21 protein-coding genes are annotated in these 23651 nt (G+C 70.8%); 8 read left to right on the top strand and 13 right to left on the bottom strand.

Features of this window, described 5'->3' with window-relative positions; all coding sequences use genetic code 11:
- Positions 1–58: 58 nt before the first annotated feature.
- The 4 genes from WD341_RS16955 to WD341_RS16940 are packed head-to-tail and all read left to right on the top strand — an operon-like array spanning position 59 to position 3543.
- Entirely contained in the window at positions 59–931 is an 873-nt protein-coding gene (locus tag WD341_RS16955) for a branched-chain amino acid ABC transporter permease (protein ID WP_368426667.1), read from the top strand.
- A gap of 1 nt (position 932) precedes the next feature.
- Positions 933–2078: a branched-chain amino acid ABC transporter permease gene (locus WD341_RS16950; protein WP_368426666.1), complete on the top strand. Its 1146-nt coding sequence runs from the start codon at positions 933–935 to the stop codon at positions 2076–2078.
- Entirely contained in the window at positions 2075–2836 is a 762-nt protein-coding gene (locus WD341_RS16945) for an ABC transporter ATP-binding protein (RefSeq protein ID WP_368426665.1), read from the top strand. Before WD341_RS16950 ends, WD341_RS16945 begins: the two co-directional genes overlap by 4 nt.
- Positions 2833–3543 carry an ABC transporter ATP-binding protein gene (locus tag WD341_RS16940; protein ID WP_368426664.1) on the top strand — a complete coding sequence of 237 codons (711 nt, stop codon included), beginning with the start codon at positions 2833–2835 and terminating at the stop codon, positions 3541–3543. The genes WD341_RS16945 and WD341_RS16940 overlap by 4 nt, the downstream gene beginning before the upstream one ends.
- 508 nt (positions 3544–4051) lie before the next feature.
- Here the strand turns inward: WD341_RS16940 and WD341_RS16935 are convergent.
- A complete protein-coding gene (locus WD341_RS16935) occupies positions 4052–5056 on the bottom strand; it encodes an NAD(P)H-quinone oxidoreductase (protein ID WP_368426663.1) in 1005 nt (334 codons plus the stop codon).
- 105 nt (positions 5057–5161) lie between these two features.
- On the opposite strand from WD341_RS16935, the gene WD341_RS16930 reads away from it, so the two are divergent.
- On the top strand, positions 5162–6130 hold the full coding sequence (locus tag WD341_RS16930; RefSeq protein WP_368426662.1) for a Gfo/Idh/MocA family protein: 969 nt from the start codon (positions 5162–5164) through the stop codon (positions 6128–6130).
- A 12-nt stretch (positions 6131–6142) separates the two neighbouring features.
- Here WD341_RS16930 and WD341_RS16925 read toward each other — a convergent pair whose 3' ends face one another.
- The gene (locus WD341_RS16925; protein WP_368426661.1) at positions 6143–7420 is read right to left on the bottom strand and encodes an amidase; all 1278 of its coding nucleotides are present in this window, start codon (positions 7418–7420) and stop codon (positions 6143–6145) included.
- Between the two features lie 159 nt (positions 7421–7579).
- Here WD341_RS16925 and WD341_RS16920 point away from each other — a divergent pair, with 159 nt between their 5' ends.
- Together WD341_RS16920 and WD341_RS16915 are read left to right on the top strand one after the other, a co-directional pair.
- A complete protein-coding gene (locus tag WD341_RS16920) occupies positions 7580–8350 on the top strand; it encodes a DUF2459 domain-containing protein (protein WP_368426660.1) in 771 nt (256 codons plus the stop codon).
- 42 nt (positions 8351–8392) lie between these two features.
- Entirely contained in the window at positions 8393–8761 is a 369-nt protein-coding gene (locus tag WD341_RS16915; RefSeq protein WP_368426659.1) for a hypothetical protein, read from the top strand.
- 65 nt (positions 8762–8826) lie between these two features.
- On the opposite strand, the gene WD341_RS16910 is transcribed toward WD341_RS16915, so the two are convergent.
- The 7 genes from WD341_RS16910 to WD341_RS16880 form a co-directional block, all read right to left on the bottom strand.
- Positions 8827–9033 carry a CsbD family protein gene (locus tag WD341_RS16910; protein ID WP_368426658.1) on the bottom strand — a complete coding sequence of 69 codons (207 nt, stop codon included), beginning with the start codon at positions 9031–9033 and terminating at the stop codon, positions 8827–8829.
- 102 nt (positions 9034–9135) lie between these two features.
- Complete coding sequence (locus WD341_RS16905) at positions 9136–10116, bottom strand: ABC transporter ATP-binding protein (protein WP_368426657.1); 981 nt, start codon at positions 10114–10116, stop codon at positions 9136–9138.
- Positions 10113–11120, bottom strand: coding sequence for an ABC transporter ATP-binding protein (locus tag WD341_RS16900; protein ID WP_368426656.1), 1008 nt, complete (start codon positions 11118–11120; stop codon positions 10113–10115). The genes WD341_RS16905 and WD341_RS16900 overlap by 4 nt, the downstream gene beginning before the upstream one ends.
- Positions 11117–12001 carry an ABC transporter permease gene (locus WD341_RS16895; RefSeq protein ID WP_368426655.1) on the bottom strand — a complete coding sequence of 295 codons (885 nt, stop codon included), beginning with the start codon at positions 11999–12001 and terminating at the stop codon, positions 11117–11119. Before WD341_RS16895 ends, WD341_RS16900 begins: the two co-directional genes overlap by 4 nt.
- Positions 12001–12942 carry an ABC transporter permease gene (locus tag WD341_RS16890; RefSeq protein ID WP_368426654.1) on the bottom strand — a complete coding sequence of 314 codons (942 nt, stop codon included), beginning with the start codon at positions 12940–12942 and terminating at the stop codon, positions 12001–12003. The genes WD341_RS16895 and WD341_RS16890 overlap by 1 nt, the downstream gene beginning before the upstream one ends.
- Positions 12943–12975: 33 nt before the next feature.
- Positions 12976–14568, bottom strand: a complete 1593-nt coding sequence (locus WD341_RS16885; protein WP_368426653.1) for an ABC transporter substrate-binding protein — start codon at positions 14566–14568, stop codon at positions 12976–12978.
- A gap of 150 nt (positions 14569–14718) precedes the next feature.
- On the bottom strand, positions 14719–16740 hold the full coding sequence (locus WD341_RS16880) for a CocE/NonD family hydrolase (RefSeq protein ID WP_368426652.1): 2022 nt from the start codon (positions 16738–16740) through the stop codon (positions 14719–14721).
- A gap of 147 nt (positions 16741–16887) precedes the next feature.
- On the opposite strand from WD341_RS16880, the gene WD341_RS16875 reads away from it, so the two are divergent.
- Entirely contained in the window at positions 16888–17703 is an 816-nt protein-coding gene (locus WD341_RS16875; protein ID WP_368426651.1) for a helix-turn-helix domain-containing protein, read from the top strand.
- A gap of 13 nt (positions 17704–17716) precedes the next feature.
- On the opposite strand, the gene WD341_RS16870 is transcribed toward WD341_RS16875, so the two are convergent.
- The 4 genes from WD341_RS16870 to WD341_RS16855 all read right to left on the bottom strand — a co-directional run bounded on the left by WD341_RS16870 (position 17717) and on the right by WD341_RS16855 (position 23647).
- On the bottom strand, positions 17717–18685 hold the full coding sequence (locus tag WD341_RS16870; RefSeq protein ID WP_368426650.1) for an oxygenase MpaB family protein: 969 nt from the start codon (positions 18683–18685) through the stop codon (positions 17717–17719).
- A gap of 170 nt (positions 18686–18855) precedes the next feature.
- Entirely contained in the window at positions 18856–20805 is a 1950-nt protein-coding gene (rpoD, locus tag WD341_RS16865) for an RNA polymerase sigma factor RpoD (protein ID WP_368426649.1), read from the bottom strand.
- A gap of 479 nt (positions 20806–21284) precedes the next feature.
- On the bottom strand, positions 21285–22349 hold the full coding sequence (gene rfbB, locus WD341_RS16860; RefSeq protein ID WP_368426648.1) for a dTDP-glucose 4,6-dehydratase: 1065 nt from the start codon (positions 22347–22349) through the stop codon (positions 21285–21287).
- 143 nt (positions 22350–22492) lie between these two features.
- Positions 22493–23647: a hypothetical protein gene (locus tag WD341_RS16855; RefSeq protein ID WP_368426647.1), complete on the bottom strand. Its 1155-nt coding sequence runs from the start codon at positions 23645–23647 to the stop codon at positions 22493–22495.
- Positions 23648–23651 lie beyond the last annotated feature (4 nt).

Here is a 23651-nt window from a genome sequence, read left to right as displayed (position 1 = left end):
CCCCCCCCCCCCGCCGCTCCCTCCTTGCCGCCAAGTGCCCTAGGGACCGTCTCAGCCCATGTCCGACGTCTATCTGCAGGCCCTGATCAGCGGGCTGATGATCGGCGGCGTCTATGCCCTCGTCGCCGTCGGCCTCACGCTGATCTTCGGCGTCATGGACATCATCAACTTCGCCCACGGCGAGTTCCTGATGTTCGGCATGTACGCCGCCTACTTCGCCTCGGTGCTGCTCGGCGTCGACCCCTACATGACCGCAGTGCTGGCGCTGCCGCTCTTCTTCGCGCTCGGCTGGGCGGTCCAGGCGACGCTGATCCGGCCGGTCGTCGGCAAGAGCCACGCGATCCAGATCCTGTTGACCCTGGGGCTGTCGCTGCTGATGCAGGCGCTGGCGCAGTACCTCTTCTCGGCCGACTTCCAGAGCCTGAAACTGGACTACGCCGCCGCCACCATGCAGATCGCCGGCACGCGCGTCGGCTGGACCCGGGTCGCCGCCTTCGCCATCTCCATGGGCCTGTGCCTCGCGCTCTGGCTGTTCCTGCAGCGCACCGACACCGGCAAGGCGCTCAGGGCCTGCGCGGAGGAGCACGAGGGCTCGCTGGCCGTCGGCATCGACCTGCGCCGGATGTACAAGATCGCCTTCGGGCTCGGCATCGCCTGCGTCGCCATCGCCGGCATCACCATGACGCCCTTCCTCTACGTGGCGCCGGTGATCGGCCCGAAGTTCACCCTGGTCGCCTTCGTCATCGTCGTGCTCGGCGGCCTCGGCAACATTCCCGGCGCCGTCGCCGGCGCGCTGATCGTCGGCGTGGTCGAGAGCGTCGGCGCGCTGGTCATGCCCTCGCCCTCGCTCAAGGACCTCGCGGTCTACGTGCTGTTCATCCTGGTGCTGCTGTTCCGCCCGCAGGGCCTGTTCGGCAGCAGGGGCGCCTGAGGTGAGCCGCCTGCGGGTCAACCCCTTCTACCTCGTGGTGCTGGCGCTGCTGCTGGGGCTGCCCCTGGTCGCCGAGTCCGAGACAGTCGAGGCGGTGATGCCGCTCGGCCTGACCGGCCCGGCCCTGCTCCACGTCTTCGTGCTGATCTTCTTCTTCGGCTTCATGAGCCAAGCCTGGAACATCGTCGGCGGCTTCGCCGGGCAGCTCTCGATCGGCCACGCCGCCTTCTTCGGCATCGGCGCCTACGTCTCGACGGTCTGCTACGTCCAGTTCGGCCTGTCGCCCTGGTTCGGCATGCTGGTCGCCGCGGCGGTGACGGGCGCCTTCGGCGCCGGCCTCGGCCTGGTCAGCTTCCACTACGGCCTCAGGGGGCCGTTCTTCGCCCTGGTCACCGTGGCCTTCGCCGAGATCACGCGCCTAGTGCTGCTGCACTGGGACTATGTCGGCGCCGCCAACGGCATCCTGCTGCCCTTCTCGCCCGAGCCGACCTTCTGGCAGTTCCAGTTCCGCGACAAGGAGCCCTACTACTACATCGCCCTGGTCATGATGCTCTGCTCGATCGGCCTGGTCGCCTGGATCGCGCGCTCGCGCTTCGGCTACTACCTGCACGCCATCCGCCAGGACGAGGACGCCGCCGAGGCGGTCGGCGTGCCGACCAAGCGCTGCAAGATCCAGGCGATCGCTCTCTCCGCCGCGCTCGCCGGCATGGGCGGCACCTTCTATGCCCAGTACACCCAGTACATCGTGCCCGACGACATGGTCGTGGGCCGCGTCTCGGTCGAGATCCTGCTGGGCGCGGTGATCGGCGGCGCCGGCACCGTGATGGGCCCGATCGTCGGCGCCTTCATCCTGATCCCGGTCGGCGAGGCGACGCGCGTGATCTTCGAGGGCGGTGGCACCGGCGTCTCGCTCTCGGCGCTGATCGCCAGCGATCTGCCGTTTGGCGAGAAGTTCCTGACCTACCTCGACTACCTGGCCGCCGGCGGCGGCGGCGGCCTCGCCATCATCCTCTACGGCGTGCTGCTGATGGCGGTCGTCCTCGGCATGCCGGGCGGCGTGCTGCCGTGGCTCGCCGGCCTGCGCAAGCGGTTCGGCCGGAGCGCGGATCGCCGCGCCGACCGCGGTACCGGCGGGAGCCGTCCATGAGCCTGTTCGAGGCCGAGGGCGTCACCAAGCGCTTCGGCGGCCTGACCGCCGTCTCCGCCGTCGACTTCCGCGTCGAGGCCGGCGAGATCGTCGGCCTGATCGGCCCGAACGGCGCCGGCAAGACGACCTTCTTCAACGTCATCTCCGGCTTCCTGAAGCCGGACGAGGGCGACGTCCGCTTCGAGGGCGCCAGCATCCTCGGCCACAAGCCCTCGGACATCTGCAAGCGCGGCATGACCCGCACCTTCCAGATCGTCAAGCCCTTCGCCGAGATGACCGTCACCGACAACGTCCTGGTCGGTGCCTTCAACCACCGCCGCGACGCCGGCCGCGCCCGCGAGAAGGCCCGCGAGGTCCTGGCCCTGGTCGGGCTCGAGCCGCAGGCCGACAAGCTCGGCAGCGAGCTCACGGTCGGCGGCCGCAAGCGCGTCGAACTGGCCAAGGCCCTGGCGACCGAGCCGAAGCTGATGCTGCTCGACGAGGTCATGGCCGGCCTGACCCCCTCGGAGGTCGCGGGCATGATCGAGGTGCTGGGGCGGGTGCGCGACGCCGGCGTCACCATGGTCATCGTCGAGCACGTCATGCAGGTCATCATGAACCTGTCCGACCGGATCTACGTGCTGCACCACGGGGTGGCGATCTCCGAAGGGACGCCCGAGCAGATCATCGCCGACCCCGAGGTCACCAAGGCCTACCTCGGCGACAGCTTCCTGGCCGAGCCCGGCACCGCCCCGTCCGGGGAGGCGCCACGGCCATGACCATGCTGGCGATCAGCGGCCTGCACAGCGGCTACGGCGACGTGCCGATCCTGCATGGCTTCGACCTGGCGATCGAGGCCGGCATGATCGGCGCAGTGGTCGGCGCCAACGGCGCCGGCAAGACCACGACGATGCGCGCCGTGGCCGGCATCCTGCCGACCTGGCAGGGCGAGATCCGCCTGGCCGGCGAGCGCATCGAGAGGCTGCCGCCGCGCAAGCGGGTCGAGGCCGGGGTGATCCTGGTGCCCGAGGGGCGCAAGCTCTTCCCCTCGATGACGGTCCGCGAGAACCTCGAGCTGGGCTCCCTGCACGCCCGCGCCAAGGCGGCGCGCGCCCGCACGCTGGAGCAAGTCTTCGAGATCTTCCCGCGCCTGCTCGAGCGCGAGGGCCAGCGTGCCGGCACGCTGTCGGGCGGCGAGCAGCAGATGTGCGCGATCGGCCGCGGGCTGATGGGCCTGCCGAGGCTGCTGATGCTGGACGAGCCCTCGCTGGGCCTGGCGCCGATCGTGGTCGAGACGATCTTCGGGGTGGTGCGGCGGATCCGCGACGAGGGTGTCACCGTGCTGATGGTCGAGCAGAACGTCCGCCACGCCCTGGCGCTGTCCGACCGCGCCTGGGTGCTGGAGCAGGGCCGCGTCGAGTTCGAGGGCAAGGGCCGCGAGATGCTCGACGACGACCGCGTGCGCAAGGCCTACCTGGGCATGTGAGGGCGGCGGAGGCCTTCTGTCCGCCCGGTGCCCTGCCTGCGACAGCAGCGGCGGCGGCCGCCCCGGTCGTCCCGTCGCTTCATGGCCCGTCACTTCATGGCCCGTCGCTTCATGGCCCGTCGCTTCATGGCCCGTCGCTTCATGGTGAGCCTGTCGAACCATGCCAGCGCACCGCCTGCGCCACTGCCGCGTCGCCCAGCCTCGCCGCCGGCGCAAGAGGCGCTCCCTGGTTCGACAGGCTCACCATGAAGTGCCCGGAGAGGCCGGCGCCAGCCCACCTCCTCGCTTCATGGTGAGCTTGTCGAACCATGCAAGCGCACCGTCCCTGCGCCACTGCCGCGTCGCCCAGCCTCGCCGCCGGCGCAAGGGTCGCTCCCTGGTTCGACAGGCTCACCATGAAGCGCCCGGAGAGGCCGGCGCCAGCCCACCCCCTCGCTTCATGGTGAGCTTGTCGAACCATGAATGCGCCGTGGCCGAGACCCTCCCCTCGGGTAGCGGCGGCGCCCCCTCACCCGCAGTCGAGCATGATCTTGCCGATGTGCCGACTGCTGTCCATCAGGGCGTGGGCCTTCGCCGCCTCGCGCAGCGGGAAGGTCTCGAAGATCACCGGCCGGACCGCGCCGGCGGCCAGCAGCGGCCAGACCTTCTCCCGCAGCTGCCGGGCGATCGCCGCCTTCTGCTCGACCGTGCGCGGGCGCAGGGTCGAGCCGGTCAGGGTCAGCCGCTTGAGCATCATCGGCAGGAAGTCGAACTCGATGCGGCTCGGCTTCTGGAAGGCGATCTGGACGAGCCGACCCTCGACCGCCAGGGCCTCGACGTCGCGCGGCAGGTAGTCGCCGCCGACCATGTCGAGGATCAGGTCGACGCCGGCCCCGCCGGTCAGCTCCTTGACGACGGCGACGTAGTCCTCCTCGCGGTAGTTGATGGCCCGCTCGGCGCCGAGCGCCTCGCAGGCGCGTGCCTTCTCGGCGTTGCCGACCGTCGTGAAGACGCGCGCGCCGAACTGGCGGGCGAGCTGGATCGCGGTGGTGCCGATGCCACTCGAGCCGCCGTGGACCAGGAGCGTCTCGCCGGCCTTGAGACGGCCGCGCTCGAAGACGTTGGTCCAGACCGTGAAGTAGGTCTCGGGCAGCGCCGCCGCCTCGAGCAGGCTCAGGCCTTCCGGCACGGGCAGGCATTGCGGCCCCGGCGCCGCGCAGTACTCGGCGTAGCCGCCGCCGCCGACCAGGGCGCAGACCCGGTCGCCCGTCTTCAGGTCGGCGACGCCCGCGCCGAGCGCCACGACCTCGCCGGCGATCTCCAGGCCCGGCACCGGCGAGGCGCCCGGCGGCGGGTTGTAGTTGCCCTGGCGCTGCATGACGTCGGGGCGGTTGACGCCGGCCGCCGCGACCTTGACCAGAACCTCCTCCGGCCCCGGCTTCGGCAGCGGTCCGGTCGCCGGAACCAACGCCTCGGGGCCGCCGAAGCTCGGCAGGTCGATGAAGGTCATGGTCTCGGGAAGCGCGCTGGTCATCGGCGGGGTCTCCTCGCTAAGCTGCCGCCGCGCCGACCGGGCCTGGTCGCTGCGCCGGGGTGTTTTCTTGTCTGCGCGTCGGCAGGCTAGTGGGAGAGTCGGGCGATGGCGAGCGTCTATCGGGTGGCGGTGATCGGGCTCGGCGTGATCGGGCGCCGGATGCTAGCCAACATGCCGACCCAGGAACGCCTGCAGGTCGTCGGCGGCTGGGACCTTAGCGCCGAGGCGCGCGCCGCGGCGGTCGCGGACTTTCCGTGGCTGCACGTCGCCGAGAGCGCCGAGGCCCTGATCGGCTCGGCCGACTGCGACCTCGTCTACGTCGGCGTGCCGCCGCGCGCCCATGCCGTCTATGCCCGGGCGGCAGTGGCCGCCGGCAAGGCGGTATTCTGCGAGAAGCCGCTGGGGGTCGACCTGGCCGAGAGCCGCGCGCTCACGGAGCTGGTCGAGGCGAGCGGCCGGCCCCAGGCGGTCAACATGGCCCTGGCCTCGGCGCGCGGCGCCACCGCGATGCGCACGGCGCTGAGGGACGGCAGCCTGGGCGCGCTCGCCGGCGCCGACATCCGGCTGCACTTCGGCCGCTGGCCACGGGGCTGGCAGGACAGCGCGGCCTGGCTGGCGAAGCGCGCCGAGGGCGGCTTCACCCGGGAGGTCGCGACGCACTTCCTCTACCTCGCCGACAGGCTGCTCGGGCCCGGCCGCCTGGTATCCGCCTCGGCAGCCTACCCGCGCGAAGCCGAGGCCGCCGAGACCCACGTCCTGGCGCAGCTTGACTGCGGCGGCCTGCCGGTCAGCCTCGCCGGCTCGGTCGGCGGCGCCGGGCCCGATCTCGTGGAGTTCACGCTCTGGGGCGCGCGCCGGTCGCTGCGGCTCACCGACTTCTACCGGCTGTGGCGCAGCGACGGCGAGGACTGGCAGCCGGCGCTGCCCAAGATCGAGAACCCGGCGCTCGACGCCTACCGCCTGCAGCTCGACGAGCTTGTCAAGCTGCTCGACGGCCGGCCCCACCTGCTGCCCGACTTCCGCACCGCCCTGCGCATCCAGGAACAGGTCGAGCGGATTCTGGCGACGGGCTGAGCGCCGGGCGCCTCAGGCCAGCCCGAGGGCGGCTTCGGCCCAGAGCGCGTCACCCAGGAAGGTCCGGTCCGCGCCGCGCCGCCCGATCAGCTGCACGCCGACCGGCAGGTTCTTCGGCCCGCGTGCCGCCGGCAGGCTCAGGCAGGGTCCCAGCAGCAGCGTCCACATCCGGCTGAACAGCGGATCGCCGGTCGACTCCAGGCCGGCCGGCGCCTCGCCCGGCGCAGCGGGCGCCAGCACCAGGTCGACCTCGCCGAACAGCTGGTCGAACCGCTCACGGCAGCGCTGGGCGACGCCCGCAGCCTGGGCAAGCTCATCGGCCGACACCGCCGCGCCGCGCTCCAGGATCGCCTGCAGCTGCGGGCTGAGCAGCGACCGGTGGGCAGCCCGCTCGGGGGCCAGGGCCGCGGCCGCGCCGGCGCAGAAGATCACGTCCTGCAACGCCGCCAGCCGCTCGAACTCCGCCGGCAGCGACGGTTCGACCACCTCGGCCCCGGCCTGCGCCAGGACCTCGGCCGCGGCCTCGACCGCCTGGCGCGTCTCCAACCGGGCTTCCTGCCACTGCGCGGTGCGGACCAGGGCGATCCGGCGGGGCGCGGCGTCGGCCGCGGGCGGCGGCTCGCCGGCGAGCGCCGCGAACCAGAGGGCGACGTCGGCGACCGTGCGGGCGAAGCAGCCGAGGGAATCCAGATCGACGGCCAGCGGCTTGACCCCCTCGAGCGACAGCCGGCCCTGGCTCGCCTTGAAGCCGACGACGCCGCAGTAGGAGGCCGGCCGGATCACCGAGCCGACGGTCTGGCTGCCGAGCGCCAGCGGCACCATGCCGGCCCCTACCGCCGCCGCCGAGCCGCTCGAGGAGCCGCCCGGCGTGTGGTCGGGATCGCGGGGGTTGCGGGTCTTGCCGGGCCGGAAGGTGGCGAACTCCGTCGTGACCGTCTTGCCCAGGATCACCGCGCCCGCGGCGCGCAGCCGCGCCACGCAGTCGGCATCGCGCTCCGGCCGCCGGCCGGCGTAGATCGGCGAGCCGCAGGCCGTCGGCATGTCGCAGGTGTCGATGATGTCCTTGATGCCGACCGGCACGCCGTGCAGCGGCCCCTTGGCGGGCGCCGCGTCTCGCGCCCGCGCCTCGGCCAGCGCGGCTTCCGGGTCGAGCCACTCCCAGGCCTGGACCGCGGCCTCCCGTTCGGCGATGCGGGCCAGGCAGGAGGCCACCAGCGCCTCGCTGGTCATGCTGCCGTGGCGCAGGCCGGCGGCCATCGCCGTGGCAGTGAGTCGCCAGTGGTCGGTCATGCCGCCTCTTTCCGTCGGTCTTACCGCCCCAGCCCCCCGCATGTCAGAGAAAAGCGTCGCCGCTCCGCGCCTGTCCAGCGGAATCGCCCGGGCCCCTGGCGGCCGTTCGGTGGAATCGGCGATCTCGTGCCGGACGCAGGTCGGTGCTAGCCTTGGCCGATGACCCGCCCTCGCCCCCATCCCGCCGGCCGGCTCCGGACCCTCTGCTGGCTCGCCTGCGTCGCGACTCTGCTCGGTTGCGCGGCACCGCCCGACGGGGCGCCGCTTGAGGCGGTGCCGGCCGACGAAGGCCCGCGCGTGCACGCCGTCGAGGTCGTCAGCAACGGCTGGCACGGCGCGATCGTGGCCGACCGCGCCGAGGTAGCGGCCACCGGGCTGCTGCCAGAGGTCGATGACTTCCCCGAGGCGGCCTTCCTGGAGTTCGGCTGGGGCGACCGCGAGTACTATCCGGCGCGCGAGAAGACGCTCGGCATGACGCTCGAGGCGGCGCTGGTCCCGACGCCCGCGGTGATGCATCTGGCCGGGCTCGCCCGCGCGCCCGCGCCCGAGGATCCGGACAGCGAGATCCTGCGGGTCTTCCTGACGGACGCCGGCTTCCGCCGGCTGGTCGGCGCCATTGCCGACGACTTCGTGCGAGAGCAGGCGCGGGCGGTGCCCGTCGCCCCGGGTCTCTACCCCGACAGCCACTTCTACGAGGCTCGGGGCGAGTTCCACCTGTTCAACACCTGCAACACCTGGGTGGCGCGCAAGCTGCGTGCGGCCGGGCTCGATGTTTCGCCCTCCGGAATCGTCACCGCCGGCGACCTGATGGACCGTCTGGGCAAAACGCTGGCCGAGGCGGGGCGCTCGCAACCGGCTCGGCGCCTGGGCGGGAGCGGAGACCTGTACTCGGCCGGCCAACGAACCCGCAGGCGCGGCCGGGCGTTGTGAGCGGCAGATGCCTGCTGTTCGTCGAGCGACCGGAGGTTCTTCATGAGAAAGGCTTGGGCGCTGATCGCCCTGGTCCTGCTGGCGGCCTGCGCGACCGAGGCGAAGTACCAGACGATGCTGGAATCCTGGGTCGGCGTCGAGGAGCGGCAACTGGTCCAGGCCTGGGGACCGCCCGACAGCGTCTACGAAGGCGAGGACGCCCGCTACCTGACCTGGAACGTCCAGTACCAGAACTACCTGCCAGGCTCGCCGCCGCACTACCGCTCGCGGGTCGTCGGCAACCGGGTCTACACGGTGCCCTACGGCGGGATGCCCGGCCACCTCGTTACCAGCCGCTGCAAGACCACCTTCGCGCTGGTCGAGGGCCGGGTGACCGGTTGGCGCGCCGAAGGCAACGCCTGCCGGCAATAGGCTGCAGGCGGCGGCCTGAGAGGCAGGCCGCTGCCGGAGTCGGGCCGTCCGTCAGCCCCGGCGGGCTAGCCGCTCTTCTTGGCGTCGTCGCGCGACTCCTTCTTCAGCGAGTCGCCGACGCCCTTCGCGCGCTGGTCGGCGTCATGGACCGCCTCCTTCACCTTGCCCTTGGCCTGGTCGGTCTTGCCTTCGCTCTCGGTCCTGCGGTCGCCGGTCACCTTGCCCGCGACTTCCTTGACTTTGCCCTTGGCCTTGTCGGTGGCGCCTGACATCGGGGTTTTCCTCGTTCGATCTGTTGATGTGGCAGATAGGCGGAAAACGTCAGGCAGGGCGCCGGCGTTCCTCGCCCCACACCGGCTCAGGCGCTGACGAGCCTATCCGCCGAGCGGAAAGTGGCAGGTGTAGCGGTGCGCCGGGCCCTCGATGCTGACGCCGGGCGGGTCGAGGCGGCAGCGCTCCCGGGCATAGAGGCAGCGGGTGTGGAACTCGCAGCCGGGCGGGCGGTGCTGCAGGCTGGGCACCTCTCCGCGGATCTCGACCCGGTTCAGCACGGCGTCGGGGTCAGGCTCCGGATTCGCCGAGAGCAGCGCCTCGGTGTAGGGGTGCCGCGGCCGGTGGAAGACCTCCTCGGTCGGACCCTGCTCGACGAAGCGGCCGAGATACATGATCGCCATGCGGTCGGTGACGTGGCGCACGACGTTGAGGTTGTGCGTGATGATCAGGATCGAGAGGCCGAGCTCGCCCTGCAGGCGCGCCAGCAGGTTGAGCACCTCGCCCTGGACCGACACGTCGAGACCGGCCGTCGGCTCGTCGGCGATGATCAGCCGGGGCTCGAGCGCCAGTGCCCGCGCAACGCCGACGCGCCGCGCCTGGCCACCGGAGAGCTGGTGCGGGAAGCGGCCGGCGAAATCCGGCGTCAGACCGACCAGCCCGAGCAGGCGCCGGACCTCGGCGTCGAGGTCGCGGCCGCCGACGCCGTGGATCTTGAACGGCTCGGCCAGCAGCGAGCGCACCGTCAGGCGCGGCGACAGCGAGCCGACGGGATCCTGGAACATCATCGCCATGCGCCGGCGGTAGGGCGCCAGTGCCCGCGCGCCCAGGCCGTCGATGCGCTCGCCCGCGACCGAGATGCTGCCCTCCGCTACCGGCACCAGGCCCATGACCGCGCGCGCCAGGGTCGACTTGCCGGAGCCGGACTCGCCGACCAGGCCCAGGGTCTCGCCCTCCTCGATCGCCAGCGAGACGTCGCAGACTGCGTCGATGAAGGGATCGGCGACCCCGGTCAGGCGCGCCTTCAGCGGGCCGAGCGTGCGGAAGCGCACGCGCAGGGACTCGATCTCGAGCAGGGCGCTCACGGCAGCGCCTCACCGTCGCGGCGCGCGGGGTCGCACAGGTGACAGGCCGCCTGGTGGCCGCGCTCCAGCGCGAAAGGCGGCGGCTTGATCGTGTCGCAGGGCTCGAAGCGCTCGGGGCAGCGCCCCTTGAAGATGCAGCCGGCCGGCGGCTCGCGCAGGTCGGGCAGCTCGCCCGGGATCGTCGGCAGCGTGCGGGTCGCCTCCTTGATCCGGCCGGGATCGCAGGCCAGCAGCGCCCGGGTGTAGGGATGCGAGGGGCGGTGGAAGATCTCCCGCACCGGCCCGCTCTCGACGACCTCGCCGGCGTACATGACGACGACGTCGTCGCACAGCTCGGCGACCGTGCCGAGATGATGCGAGACGAACAGCACCGCGCAGCCGATATCCTGCTGCAGACGCTTGAGCAGGTGGACGATCTGCACCTCGAGGGTCGCGTCGAGCGCCGTGGTCGGCTCGTCGGCGAGCAGCAGCGCCGGCTCGACCAGCAGGGCCATGGCGATGCAGATGCGCTGGCGCATGCCGCCGGAGAAGTGGTGCGGGTAGGCCGACAGGCGGCTCTCGGCGTCGGGAATGCCGACGCGCTCCAGCATCTCGACCGCCTGACGCCGCCGCTCCGCCTTCGAGCGGCCGCTGCGATACTGGATGTCGGTCATCAGCCGGCCGATGGTCTGCACCGGGTTGAGCGCGGTCATGGGGTCCTGGAAGATCATCGAGAGCCGCTGGCCGCGGATCGCCCTCAGCTCGCGCTCCGACAGGCCGAGCAGGTCCCGGCCCTCGAACAGCAGCGTGCCGCCGGTGATCTCGGCGTTGCCGGCGAGCAGGCCGATGATCGAGTAGACCAGCGAGGACTTGCCGCAGCCGCTCTCGCCGACGACCCCGACGATACGGCCCCTGGGCACCGTCAGCGAGACGTCTCGCAGGGCGTGGATGCGGCCGCGCGGGCTGCCGAAGTCGAGCGAGAGATCGCGCACCTCGAGCACGTTGGCACCGACCTCGCCGCTCACAGGTCGCGCCTCAGCTTGGGATCGAAGATGTCGCGCAGCGCCTCGCCCAGGAAGGTGAAACCGAGCGTCACCACGACGATCGGGACACCGCCCGCGATCACCGGCCAGGGCGAGTTGCGGATGTAGCTGTAGCCGTCGTTGAGGATCGTGCCCCAGCTCGGCGTCGGCGGCCGCACGCCCATGCCCAGGAACGACAGGCCGGCCTCGACCGCGATCACCAGCGGCACGTCCATGGAAGCCAGGATCAGCAGCGGCCCGACGACGTTCGGCAGCAGGTGGACGCCGAGGATGCGCAAGGGGCCGGCGCCCATGGCGCGCTCGGCCAGGATGAACTCGTTGTGTTTCAGCGCCTGGGTCTGGGTGCGTACGATGCGCGCGTAGATCGGCACCGAGGAGATCGTGACCACCAGGATGACGGTGTAGAGGCTCGGCCCGAGCAGCGTGACCAGGGCCAGAGCGAAGATGATCACCGGGAAGGAGCGCACGGCGTCGAACAGCAGCAGCAGGAGGTTGTCGAGCCACTGCGGCCCGTAGCCGGCGACCAGGCCGAGCGCGATGCCGAGGCTGAGCGCGGCGGCGATGGTCGCGGCGGCGACCTGGAGCGCGACCCGGCCGCCGGCGATGACCCGCGAGAGGATGTCGCGGCCCAGTTGGTCGGTGCCGAACCAGTGCTCCCAGGAGGGCGCGGCCAAGCGGGGCCCGGCATAGATCTGCAGCGGGTCGTAGGGCATGATCCAGTCGGCCAGCAGCGCCGAGAGCACGACCAGCAGGACCAGCGTCAGGCCGAGCATGCCCATGGGGTTGCGCCAGAGCTGGCCCAGGTACTGCGCCAGGGCGCTCTCGCCGAGGCGCCGGCGGGCCGGCACGGCCGCCCCCTCCATCACAGCTGCTCCCGGGCGCGGGGGTCGAGCAGGGCGTTGACCAGGTCGGAGACCAGGGTTGCCAGCACGAACAGCACCGTCGTCACCAGGACGCAGCCGAGCACGATCGGGTAGTTGCGCGAGTCGACCGCGTTGACGATCAGCGCGCCGACCCCGGGGCGCGCGAAGATGACCTCGGCGAAGACCGAGGCCGAGACCAGGTAGGCGACGCCGACGCCAAGCAGGGTGACGGTCGGCAGGATCGCGATCGGCAGGGCGTAGCCGAAGACGATGCGCCGTTCGGTCAGGCCGAAGGCCCGGGCCATCTTGACGTGGGTCTCGCCCAGGACCTCGAGCATCGAGGCCCGCACGACCCGGGCGATGTAGCCGACCCAGGAGACGCCGACCGTGAAGGCCGGCAGGATCAGGTGCTCGAGGCGGTTGCCGAGGCCCGCCTCACCGGCGCCGATCGCGGGCAGCCACTTCAGCGCCACCGCGAAGATCAGCAGCGCGTAGAGCGCCATCACGAAGGCCGGGATCGAGATGACGCTGACCGACAGCACGCCGGCGACCTTGTCGAGCAGGCTGTTGCGCCGGATCGCCGAGAAGCAGCCGAGCGGGATGCCGATCGCCGAGGCCCAGAGGATCGAGACGCTGATCAGGGTCAGGGTGAAGGGCAGCTGGTCGAAGACGATGTCGGCGACCGAGCGGTTGGTGAAGACGTCGGTGCCGAGGTCGCCCTGCAGCAGGTGCCAGAAGAAGGTGGCCATCTGCACGTGGAAGGGCTGATCGAGGCCCATCTTGATCCGGAAGGCCTCGATCAGCTCCGGGGTCGCGCGCGGCCCCAGGATCATCACGGCCGGGTCGCCCGGCACCAGGTGCAGCATCACGTTCAGCAGCGTGACAGCGATCACGATCACGAGGATCGAGAGGATCAGCCGCCGCGCGAAGTAGATCCACACCGGGTCCGGGCCCCCTGCCGCCTCCGGCCCGGCTCAGGCCGGCTCGAAGTGCCGGTAGAGCGGCCGGCCGTCGGGCCGCTCGGCCGGCTGCACCACGCTCTGTCGGTGCATGATCGGGGTGCCCTCGTGAGTGAGGAAGCGGTAGGCGCCGCTCTCCTCCATCAGGTCCTGCATCTTGCGATACATGGCGCCGCGCTCCGCCTCGTCGGTCACGCCCACCGCCTCGGCGTGCAGGCGGTCGAACTCCTCGCTGCAGAAGCGCTCCCAGTTCCACACGCCGACCTGCTCGCAGGTGAACCACTCGGTCGCGTAGTAGGGATCCGGGACCATCGAGAAGCGATTGATGATCAGCTGCATGTTCTTCCAGCGGTCGCCCTCGCTCTCCATGCCGAGCGTCCAGAAGGAGCCGGAATCCTGCACGTTGATCTGGATGTCGAGGCCGACCTGGGCGAGCTGGGCCTGGATCACCTCGGCCACGGTCTTCCAGGTCGAGGCGTTGAGCGTGTCGAGGGTCAGGCGGGTGCCCTCGGCGCCGGCCTTCTTCAGCAGCTCGCGCGCTCGGTCGGGGTCGCCCTCGGGCGGGATCTGGGACTGCTCGCGGTGCCCGATCAGGCCCGGCGCGATGATCCCGGTCGAGGGCTTCGCCTGACCGAAGTAGGCGGCGTCGAGAACCTGCGGCACGTTGACCGCCCACTGGATCGCCTGGCGCAGGTCCGGGTTGGCCAGGGCCGGGTTGTCCAGGTTCATGCCGAGCCAGACGTAATACAGCGAGGGGTACTCGTCGATCGCCGTGTCGGCCGGCATCCGGTCCTTGTACTGGTCGAGCGAGGCGAGGCTGATCTGGGTGTAGTCGATGTCGCCGGCCTCGTAGGCGATCTCCGCCGTGTTGTCGTCGTCCATCGGGATGATGCGGATCTCGTCGAAGCCCGGGGCCGGCCCGGCCCACTCGGGGTTGCGGGTCAGCTTGACGTACTGGTCGGGCTTCCACTCCTCGAGCACGTAGGGGCCCGAGAAACAGGGCGGCTCCATGCCGAAGCTGCTGCCGTCGCCGGTCTTCTCCATCACCGCCTTCTTGGAGACGATGTGGCCGGCGCCGTAGGGCAGCGTGATGTTCCAGAGCGGCTGGAACGGCTCCTTGAGCACGATGACGCCGCTGTAGGTGTCGGTGACCTCGACGTGGTCGAGCGGCCCCCAGTCGCCCTTGATCGGCGAGTCGTGCTCGATCACGCGCTCGAAGGAGAACTTGACGTCCTCGGCGGTCATCTCGCCGTAGCCGCCGGTGAACTGGATACCGGGGCGGAGCTTGAAGCGGATGTGGGTCTCGTCGACCTGCTCGATCTCCTCGGCCGCCTCGAGCTCCCAGCCCCACTCGCGGCCGGGCTTGTAGCGGACCAGCTTGGAGTAGATGCAGTTCATCACGTCGACGTTGTAGGCGTTCTGGTAGAAGCCCGGATCGAGGGCGTCGAGGTCGGCATAGGCGCGGGCCCTCAGGACCGTGCCGCTCTGTGCCCAGATCGCGCCAGTGATCGGCAGGGTCGCCGTGACGACGCCCGCCGTCGCGCCGGCCTTGAGCAGGCTGCGCCGGCTGAGCGCGCCGAAATGATTCTGCTGCTGCTTGCTGGTCATTGCTCTCGCCTCCTTGTCTGGCCGCCGCTGCTGGAATCGCGACTGCTCTCTTGCTTGTCCCGCACCATTAGACGGGATCGCCAACCTTCGGTGCAACTTCGCACCCCTGCGCGACTTGGCGCGAATTCCGCGTCTGTGAGCGCAGGGGTGTCAAACTAACTTGCGCGGGATGCGCTCGCTCCAGCGCTGCTCGTGGGCCAGCGTCTCGCCCTCCCAGGCCCGCAGGCGCGCCTCGATCACGAAGTGGTCGCGCTCGCAGGCGAGGCGGGTCTCGGTGACCGAGCGCACGCTCCAGTCGCCGCGGCTCAGGGCGTGCTCCGAGCGGACCTCGCCGAAGGCGCTGGCCGGGTCGTCGCCGGCGAAACCGTAGCGCTCCCAGGTCTGGTCCTTGATCGTAAGGTCGTTGTCGACGATACGGAAGGTCCCGCCGCCTTCGGCGAGCTCCAGGGTCGTGGTCCCGGCGGCGTGGTCCTGCACGACCCGCCAGTAGACCTCGGGCTCTGCGATCCGCTCGCGGACCTGGGCCGGCGAACCTTCCGGCTCAGCGAAGCGCGGCACCACCTCGCCCTCGGGCGCCCTGCGCACCGGCAGCTCCAGCGCGGTGCCGGACAACTCGACGCTCAGGGTGACCGGCTCGGGCGACGGCCAGGCGAGCGGGAAATAGCTGCTGGAGATCGCCAGCCGCAGGCGGTGTCCGGCCTCGAAGCGCTGCGCGACGTGCTTGAAGTTCACCACCACCGTATAGCGCCGGCCGGGCTCGAGCGGCTCGGGCTGCTCGTGGCCGTCCCGGTGGGTCAGGTTGAGCAGGCCGTAGCTGACCCGTGTCGCCTGGCCGTCGGACGCGACGTCGACCAGACGCGCCGCGACCATCGCGACCGGCCGGTCGGCGGCGACCGAAAGCTCCAGCCTGGCGTCGCCGGCGATGTCGAGCGGCCGCTCCAGCGGCGCCGTCTCGAAGACCAGGCTGCCGGCGTCGTCGGCGCGCTGGTCGACCGGCTGGTCGCCCGGCACGGCATAGGAGCACCACTTGCCCGCCGCCAGGCCGACGCCGAGCGGCGAGCGGATGGTGCGCAGCGTCTCGCCGGCTTCGGGCATCGCCTCCGCCAGGCCGCCGGCCGCGCTCGGCCGGAAGTGCCGGCGCTCGACGTTGGGCGAGGGCCAGGAGGGCTCGGCGATCCATTCGCCGGCGCGGCTCTCGTAGGCGCTCCTGGGCTCGGCGGCGTGCTGCAGGAAGAGCCGCAGCTGCGGCTCCTCCATGATCCCGGTGGCCGCGCCCTTCAGCCAGTGGTCCCACCAGCGCAGGGCCTCCTGCAGGAAGCCGATTGCCGGACCCGGCCGGCCGAGGTGCGGGTACTTGTGCGCCCAGGGGCCGACCAGGCCGAGGCGCGGCACCTCGAGATGCTCCATCAGCCGGAAGACCGACCGGCAGTAGCCGTCGGCCCAGCCACTGACGGCGAAGACCGGCACCTGGATGCGGCCGTAGTCCTCGCAGATCGAGCCGTGCTTCCAGTAGGCGTCGCGCGTCTGGTGCTCCAGCCAGGTCTTGAGCCACAGCCCGCTGCGCGCGAGGCGTAGCTTCCACAGCTCGCGCCAGGCCTCGCCGCGGTGGCGCGGGTCGGGCGGGAGCGTGTTGTAGCCGAGCATCACCGAAGCCCAGGACAGGTTGTCGATCAGGTGGCAGCCGCCCATGAAATGGATGTCGTCGGCATAGCGGTCGTCTGTCGAGCAGAGCGTGATCACCGCCTTCAGCGCCGGCGGCTGCAGCGCCGCGATCTGCAGGCCGTTGAAGCCGCCCCAGGAGATGCCGATCATGCCGACCGAGCCGTCGCACCAGGGCTGCGCCGCGATCCAGGCGATCGCCTCGACGCCGTCCTGCAGCTCCTGGGCGGTGTATTCGTCGCTCAGCACGCCGTCGGACTCGCCGGAGCCGCGCAGGTCGAGGCGTACCACCGCGTAGCCGTGGCCGGCGGTGTAAGGATGGCTGACCGAATCGCGCGCCATCGTGCCGTCGTTCTTGCGGTAGGGGATGTACTCCAGGATCGCCGGCACCGGCTGTGCTTCGGCGTCCTCCGGCAGCCAGATCCGGGCCGCCAGGCGGCAGCCGTCGGACAGTGGGACCTCGACGTGCTCCAGCTCCCGCACCGCCCTGGGAAACGTGCTGACCGTCTTCATGGCCCCTGCCCTTTCTGCTCTGCTGCCCCGATGGCCCGAAGGGGACGCGGAGCTTCTGCCGACATCAGAGGCGAGCGGCGAGGCCGCTGGCAATTGCGCGAAGCTTCGCGACTTGACACGGATCGGGCGTCGGTATGCGGTAGGGCGATGAGCGACCGCCCCTCCCCCGATCCCTTTCCGGCCAACCTCGGCCAGCTCTGCAGCTACCATCCCTCGATCGCCGAGGCCTGCCGCAAGCTCGGCTTCAACCGCCAGCAGTTCAACAAGTACCTCGGCGGCACGTCGCGCCCGTCGCGCCACAACATGCGGCGGATCTGCGATTTCTTCGGCGTCACCGAGTCGGAGATGCTGCTCGAGCCCGAGCGCTTCGCCGAGCTGGTCTCGCTGCGCCGCCGGCCGCTCGAGAACGGCCCCCTGCGCGAGCCCTTGCGCCACCTCGAGGCGCTCTACCGCGAGAGCGGCTCCCTGGACCGCTACCACGGGTTCTACTACCGCTACTTCTATTCCTTCGGCTATCCCGGCCAGATCATCAAGTCGCTGGTCCAGATCTTCGGCCATCAGGGCCTGACCTACTGGAAGAACATCGAGGTCACCCGCTCGCGCGACGGCCACAGCGACGTCTCGAAGTACCTGGGCGCGGCCTTGCTGCTTGCCGAGCGCATCCTGGTGATCGAGTACGAGACGATGCTGCGCAACTCGGTCACCCAGGTCATGCTCTTCCCCTCCTACAGCAGCCGCATCGACCAGCTGATCGGCGTGCAGACCGGAGGCCCGGTGCGCCGCGGCCGCAAGCCGGCGGCCTCGCGGGTGCTGCTCGAGTTCATCGGCCGCGAGGTCGACCTGCGCCGCGCCCTGGCCGGCGCCGACATCTTCGAGGAGTCGGAGATCGAGCCGCGCATCCGCGCGCTGATCGGCAATGCCATCCCCGAGGGCGACTACGTTCTGGAGGTCGACGAGGTCTGAGCGCCGCCTCCGGCTAGCGGCCGAGCAGGTAGTCGTCGGGCAGGCCGAGACGACGGCAGGCCTGGACCGCCGGGTGGCTGCGCAGCAGCAGGCGGTCGGCCGTGCGCGCCGCGACCCGCACCGTCAGGCGCTGCCAGGCGGCCAGGCCGTGCTGGGGACCCAGCTCCAGGGTCTGCCGGATCGGCGCCGGGACGAGGTCGACGGCAGCGCGAATCAGCAGCGGCTGGAAGGCGCGCAGGCCGCGCGGCAGCACCGGCGTGCGGGCGACGGTGTCGAGGAACTCGAAGACAATGGGCGAGGCGGAGAGCGTGCTGGCGGTGCGGGCGAAGAGCGCCTCGCTCTCAGCCTCGCTGCGCGGCGCCTCGGTGGCGCCGTAGAGCCTGGCGGCCACCGCGGCCTCGGCGTAGGCACGGTCGCGCTGCGCCGGCTCGAGGTGCCGGACATAGCGGTGATAGGCCTGCAGGAAGCCGTAGGAGGCCGTCGCCTGCACCCAGCCGAGCAACTCCGGCTCGCTGGCTCGGTAGACGCGGCCATCGGGCGCCTTGCCGCGGACCCGCTCGTGGATCCGCCGGATTCCGGCGATCATCGTCTCGGCGTTGCTGTGAGGGCCATAGACCGTGATCATGGCCGCCAGACCGGTGCGCTTCAGGCGCCCCAGGGGGTCGCTGCGGAAGCTGCTCTGGTCCCAGATCGCCGTACGGACCCGGGGCTCGGCGAGCTCCAGGATCACGGCCGCGACACCACCGATCATCAGCGAGACGGGATTTCGGAAGATCTGCCAGCTGACCGAGTCGGGTCGGGTCAGTGCCGGCTCGCCGTAGGGCTCGGTGAAGTCGACCGGGGGCTCGCCGTCCGGTCTCAGCAGGTCGGCCGCCACGCGCTCCACCCGCTCGTGGAGGCCGGCCGGCAACGGCAGCGGCGTGGCGCCGCGGCGCGCAACCGCCCTGCTGCCCCCCGCCTCCGCCTGCTCGCCGATGACCATGCTCGTTCTCCCGGCCCGAGCGGTCCGCTGGCCCTGCGCCAAGCCACTCTGGCCGGCGCTTCTGTCACGGACCGCTCCTGAGTAGCCAATGTGGAGGACGATTGTGGCCGCGGCGTGCCCAAGTGCGGGCAAGCCTGGAGCGGGGAGCTTCGGTCCCCTCGCCCGAGGCTTCAGACGTCCAGGAAGGTCCGCAACTGCCTGCTGCGCGTCGGATGCTTGAGCTTCCTCAGCGCCTTGGCCTCGATCTGGCGGATGCGCTCGCGGGTCACGGAGAACTGCTTGCCGACCTCCTCGAGGGTGTGGTCGGCGTTCATACCGATGCCGAAGCGCATCCTCAGCACGCGCTCCTCGCGCGGGGTCAGGCTGGCGAGGATGCGTGTCGTGCTCTCGCGCAGGCCGGACGAGATGGCGGCGTCGAGCGGCGCCACGGCATTCTCGTCGCGGATGAAGTCGCCGAGGGTGGCGTCGCTGTCCTCCTGCCCGATCGGCGAGTCGAGCGAGACCGGCTCGCGCGCTATCTTGGTGATCTTCTGGACCTTGTCGACCGACATGCCCATACGCTCGGCCAGCTCCTGATGGCTCGGCTCGCGGCCGAGCTCGTGGAGCAGCTGGTGGCTGGTGCGGAGCATCTTGTTGACGCTCTCGGTCATGTGGACGGGGACGCGGATTGTACGCGCCTGGTCCGCGATCGAGCGGGTGATCGCCTGGCGCACCCACCAGGTCGCATAGGTCGAGAACTTGAATCCCCGGCGGTACTCGAACTTGTCGACCGCCTTCATCAGGCCGATGTTGCCCTCCTGGATCAGGTCCAGGAACTGCAGGCCGCGGTTCCGGTACTTCTTGCAGATCGAGATGACCAGACGCAGGTTCGCCTCGACCATCTCGGACTTGGCCCGTTCGGCTTCGCGCTCGCCCCGGCGGACGGTGGTGACGACACGGCGGAACTCGCTGATCGGCAGGCCGGTGTCCTCTGCGATCTGGATGATCTGGGCGCGCAGCTCCTGGACGGCGGCCTTTTCCTTCGCGGCGAAGGCGGCCCACCCCGGCTGCGAGAGGCGCGCGACCTTCGACAGCCAGCGCGGATCGAGCTCACGGCCCTGGTGCCGCTTCAGGAAGTCCTCGCGCTGCACCCCGTGGGCCTCGGCAAGGCGCATCAGGCGACCCTCGAGGCTCGTGAGGCGCCGGCTGTGCTGATAGAGTTGGTCGAGCAGCTGCGTGACGCGCGCGTTGCTGAAGTGGACGCCCTGCAGAATGCCGACGACCTTGCTGCGGTACTCGCTGTTGAGCGCCTCGATTTCCTCGGGCACCTTCTCGCCGCGCTCGATGTGGCCGAGACGCGCGCTCTGCACCTCGACCAGCGCCGCGTAGGCGGCGGCGATCCGGTCGAAGGTCTCCAGGACTTCGGGCAGCACCTGCTGCTCGCGCGCCGCGATCGAGAGGACCTCCTCGTCCTCCTCCTCTTCGTCGCCCTCGTCGCTGCCGGCCTGGGCAGCCGGCTTGTCGGTGCCCTTGGCGGTCGACTCGGCGGCGCCGGCGTCGGTGCCCTTCGCCGGCCCGTCGCTGTCGGCCATCGTCGCCTCGAGGTCGATGATGTCGCGCAGCATGATGCGGCCCTCGAGCAGGGCCTCGCGCCAGGCCAGCAGCGCCTGGATCGTGAGCGGGCTCTCGCACAGGCCGCCGATCATCTGCTCGCGCGCCGCCTCGATGCGCTTGGCGATGGCGATCTCGCCCTCGCGCGACAGCAGGGGCACCGCGCCCATCTGGCGCAGGTACAGGCGGACGGGATCGTCGCTGCGTCCCGCGTCGTCGCTGATGTTGCCGGCTTCCGGTGCCGCGGCGGTCTCGCTCGGTTCGAGATCGACCTCGGCGGCCTCCTCGGCCTCCTCCGCCTCCACCGCCTCGACGCCCATGCCCGAGAGCATCGACATGACGTTCTCGATCTGCTCCGGGGAGACGCGCTCCGGCGGCAGCGCACGGTTCAGCTCGTCGTAGGTGACGTAGCCCCGCTCCTGCCCGCGCGCAACGAGCTTCCGGATCTCGGTCTGGACGGCGTCGCGGGAGGAGTCGTGCTCGTCGCCCCGGCCATCTTCGAGTTCCGCAACCTGGGCGGCTTGCTTCATGGGTCGTCCTCGTTTCCCGGCGCGATCTGCTCCTTTCGGAGGGGCGGACCGACGGCCACTTTGCAGTTTCATGTCCGACGGCCCCCGCGCCAACGGGCGATCGTCGCCGACAAAAGGAGAGGCCGGGCGAGTCCCGGCATTGCCGCTTGGCGCAGGGTGAGCATCCTACGTGGCTCCCCAAGGCAGAGTCATCAAGCCCCTCGCGTATGGTGACTCCGCGGCCAGCGTCGGAAAAACATGGTCCGCCGCCGCAGCCACCCTCCTGACCGGATCATCCGCGGAGAACGCTACGCCGAGGACGGGCGAACTTAGCCGGGAAGCGAGGAAATTGCGATGCCGAAGTGATTTGGCGCCGCGGCGCGGCTGACGAGGAAGTTCGATCCGCCTCCGGTCGATCCCCGAAACGGCCCCCCTTGCGGGAGGTCCGGGCGCCCGCGGCGAAGCTACGGGACGGCCACGGCACCCCGGCGCCGGCTGGATCAGGCCTGCCGCCTGGCCGCGCCGAGGCGTTGCAGGGCATTGGTCTTCTCGAGCAGAGGCCGCCACCAGGCCTCGTTCGCCAGATACCATTCGACCGTGGCGCGCAGGCCGGCGGCGAAGTCGTGGCGCGCCTGCCAGCCGAGCTGCTCGCGGATCTTGGTCGCGTCGATAGCGTAGCGGGCATCGTGGCCCGGCCGATCCTCGACGAAGCGGATCAGCTCCCGCCTCGGCCCGGCCGGCAACGGCGGCGCCAGCTCGTCGAGCAGGTCGCAGAGGCCGTGGACGACCTCGAGGTTGCGGCGCTCCGAGCCGCCGCCGATGTTGTAGGTCTCGCCGACGCGACCGCCCCTGAGCACGGCCACCAGGGCCTCGACGTGATCCTCGACGAACAGCCAGTCGCGGACGTTCTCGCCTGTTCCGTAGACCGGCAGCTCCTGGCCGTGCAGCGCCCTCAGGCACATCAGCGGAATCAGCTTCTCGGGAAACTGGTAGGGCCCGTAGTTGTTCGAGCAGTTCGTGACCAGGACCGGCAGGCCGTAGGTGCGCCCCCAGGCGCGCACCAGATGGTCCGAGGCCGCCTTGGTCGCCGAATAGGGCGAGGAGGGATCGTAGGCCGTGGTCTCGGTGAAAAGGCCCTCCGGCCCCAGCGAGCCGTACACCTCGTCGGTCGAGATGTGCAGGAAGCGGAACGCCTCCCGCTCGTCGCCCTCGAGGGCCGCCCAGTAGCGGCGAGCCTCCTCCAGCAGCACGAAGGTGCCCTGGACGTTCGTGCGCACGAAGTCGTCGGCGGCGTCGATCGAGCGGTCGACGTGGGATTCCGCAGCCAGGTTCATGATCGCGGAGGGACGGCACTCCTCAATCAGGCGGCGCACCGTTGCGCGATCGGCGATGTCGCCCCGGACCAGGCGATAGCGCGGGTCTTCCTCGATCGAGGCCAGCGTGCCGAGGTCGGCGGCGTAGGTCAGCTTGTCGAAGTTGACGACCTGGCGGCCCGCCTGCGCGACCAGGTGCCGGCAGACGGCCGAACCGATGAAGCCGGCGCCGCCGGTTACGATGATCGTCATTGCGAGGGCACTCCGGGCGGTCGCGGCGCTGCGCCGGATCCGCGGGGCGCGAGGCGCAGCGCACAGCCGGTGCAGGATGCCGGGAACGTGGTCGAAGCGACCGGCGCTGTCAACAGGGATGGGGCCGCTGCGCGAGCCTGCGCCTAAGGTTGCAGGGCCTCCTGCCGGGCCGTGACCCGCTCGAGCGTCTCGGGGGTCAGCCCCTCGGTGAAGAGCTCATAGACGTTGCGCATCGCGACCTCGACGATGAACGAGCGGCTCCGCCGGATCGCCGCCGCGGCATCCGGCGACTGGATCTCTTCCAGGCGGAGATGGACGAGCTCCGCCATGTAGGGCTCGAGCGCCGCTCTCGACCGGTTGAAGAAGGAATCCGCGAGGAAGATGGCTGGCTCGGCGAAGTCGGTTCCGGGCGGCCCCCTGCCGCGCGCCACGCGCGGAACGGAATCGGAGGGAAAGACGACATCCAGCTCGACGCCGGGTCGTTCCGCCTCGAACTCCGTGACCGTGACGCGCTTGCTGAGGCCCAGCATCAGCGCGAGATCGGTCTGCGCCTGCGAGTCGATGGGGACGATGTCGGCGGGGTCGAAGAGCCCGGGCTTCAGGTGCTCGAGAATGCGCTCGACCATCGTCAGGCTATGGCGCCACTTCCAGTGGGTGTCGGTGCGAAAGTAGATGGGCTCCGGGCTGCGCCCCGCCTCTGCCTTCAACTCGGCATAGAGGTCGATGAGCGCAAGGCTCTCGATCGCGGCGAGGCCCGCGCGCACCGCCTCGTTCTTCCGGTCGACGCAGGCGTAGCGCTGGAGCTGGCCGGGCGTCAGCTTGTCGCGGTAGACCATCGCCTTGTCCGGGACGATCACGAGCAGCAGTTCGCCGCCCTTGCTTCTGAAGTAGTCGGCCCAGACGCGCGCGTTGGCGACGAGCTGCTCCGCCGGCGCGATCTTCTCCGTGCAGCCCCGGTCGATCTCCTGGTCGTAGAACAGGAAACCCTCCTCGCCGACGAGGACCCGCGGGCTGGTGCTCTCGCCGAAGAGGTGGAGCGACACCAGCGCCCTGGCGTGCAGGGCCCACTCCCGGAAGGCCAGCTGGTCCTGAAGGAAGGTGCCCCAGGTGCCGTCGAGGTAGTTGGGCTCCAGCACATCCTCGGATTGGAGCGGCGGCGCCTCGGCGAGGGGCCGGTTCTCGACCTCCGCCGGCGGGACCCCCGCCAGACGCGCGGCCAGCGGCAGCGACAGCAGGCCGACGAAGGCAGCCGAAACCAGGAGGCCGCCCAGGACACGCTTCAGATTGCGGCGGGCCATCGGG

The organism is Tistlia sp. (genome assembly GCF_040905785.1).
In the GTDB taxonomy this organism is placed as follows: Bacteria; Pseudomonadota; Alphaproteobacteria; order Kiloniellales; family DSM-21159; genus Tistlia.
Note: the sequence above shows the minus strand (reverse complement) of the source record. Positions and strands in the feature narration are given on the sequence as shown.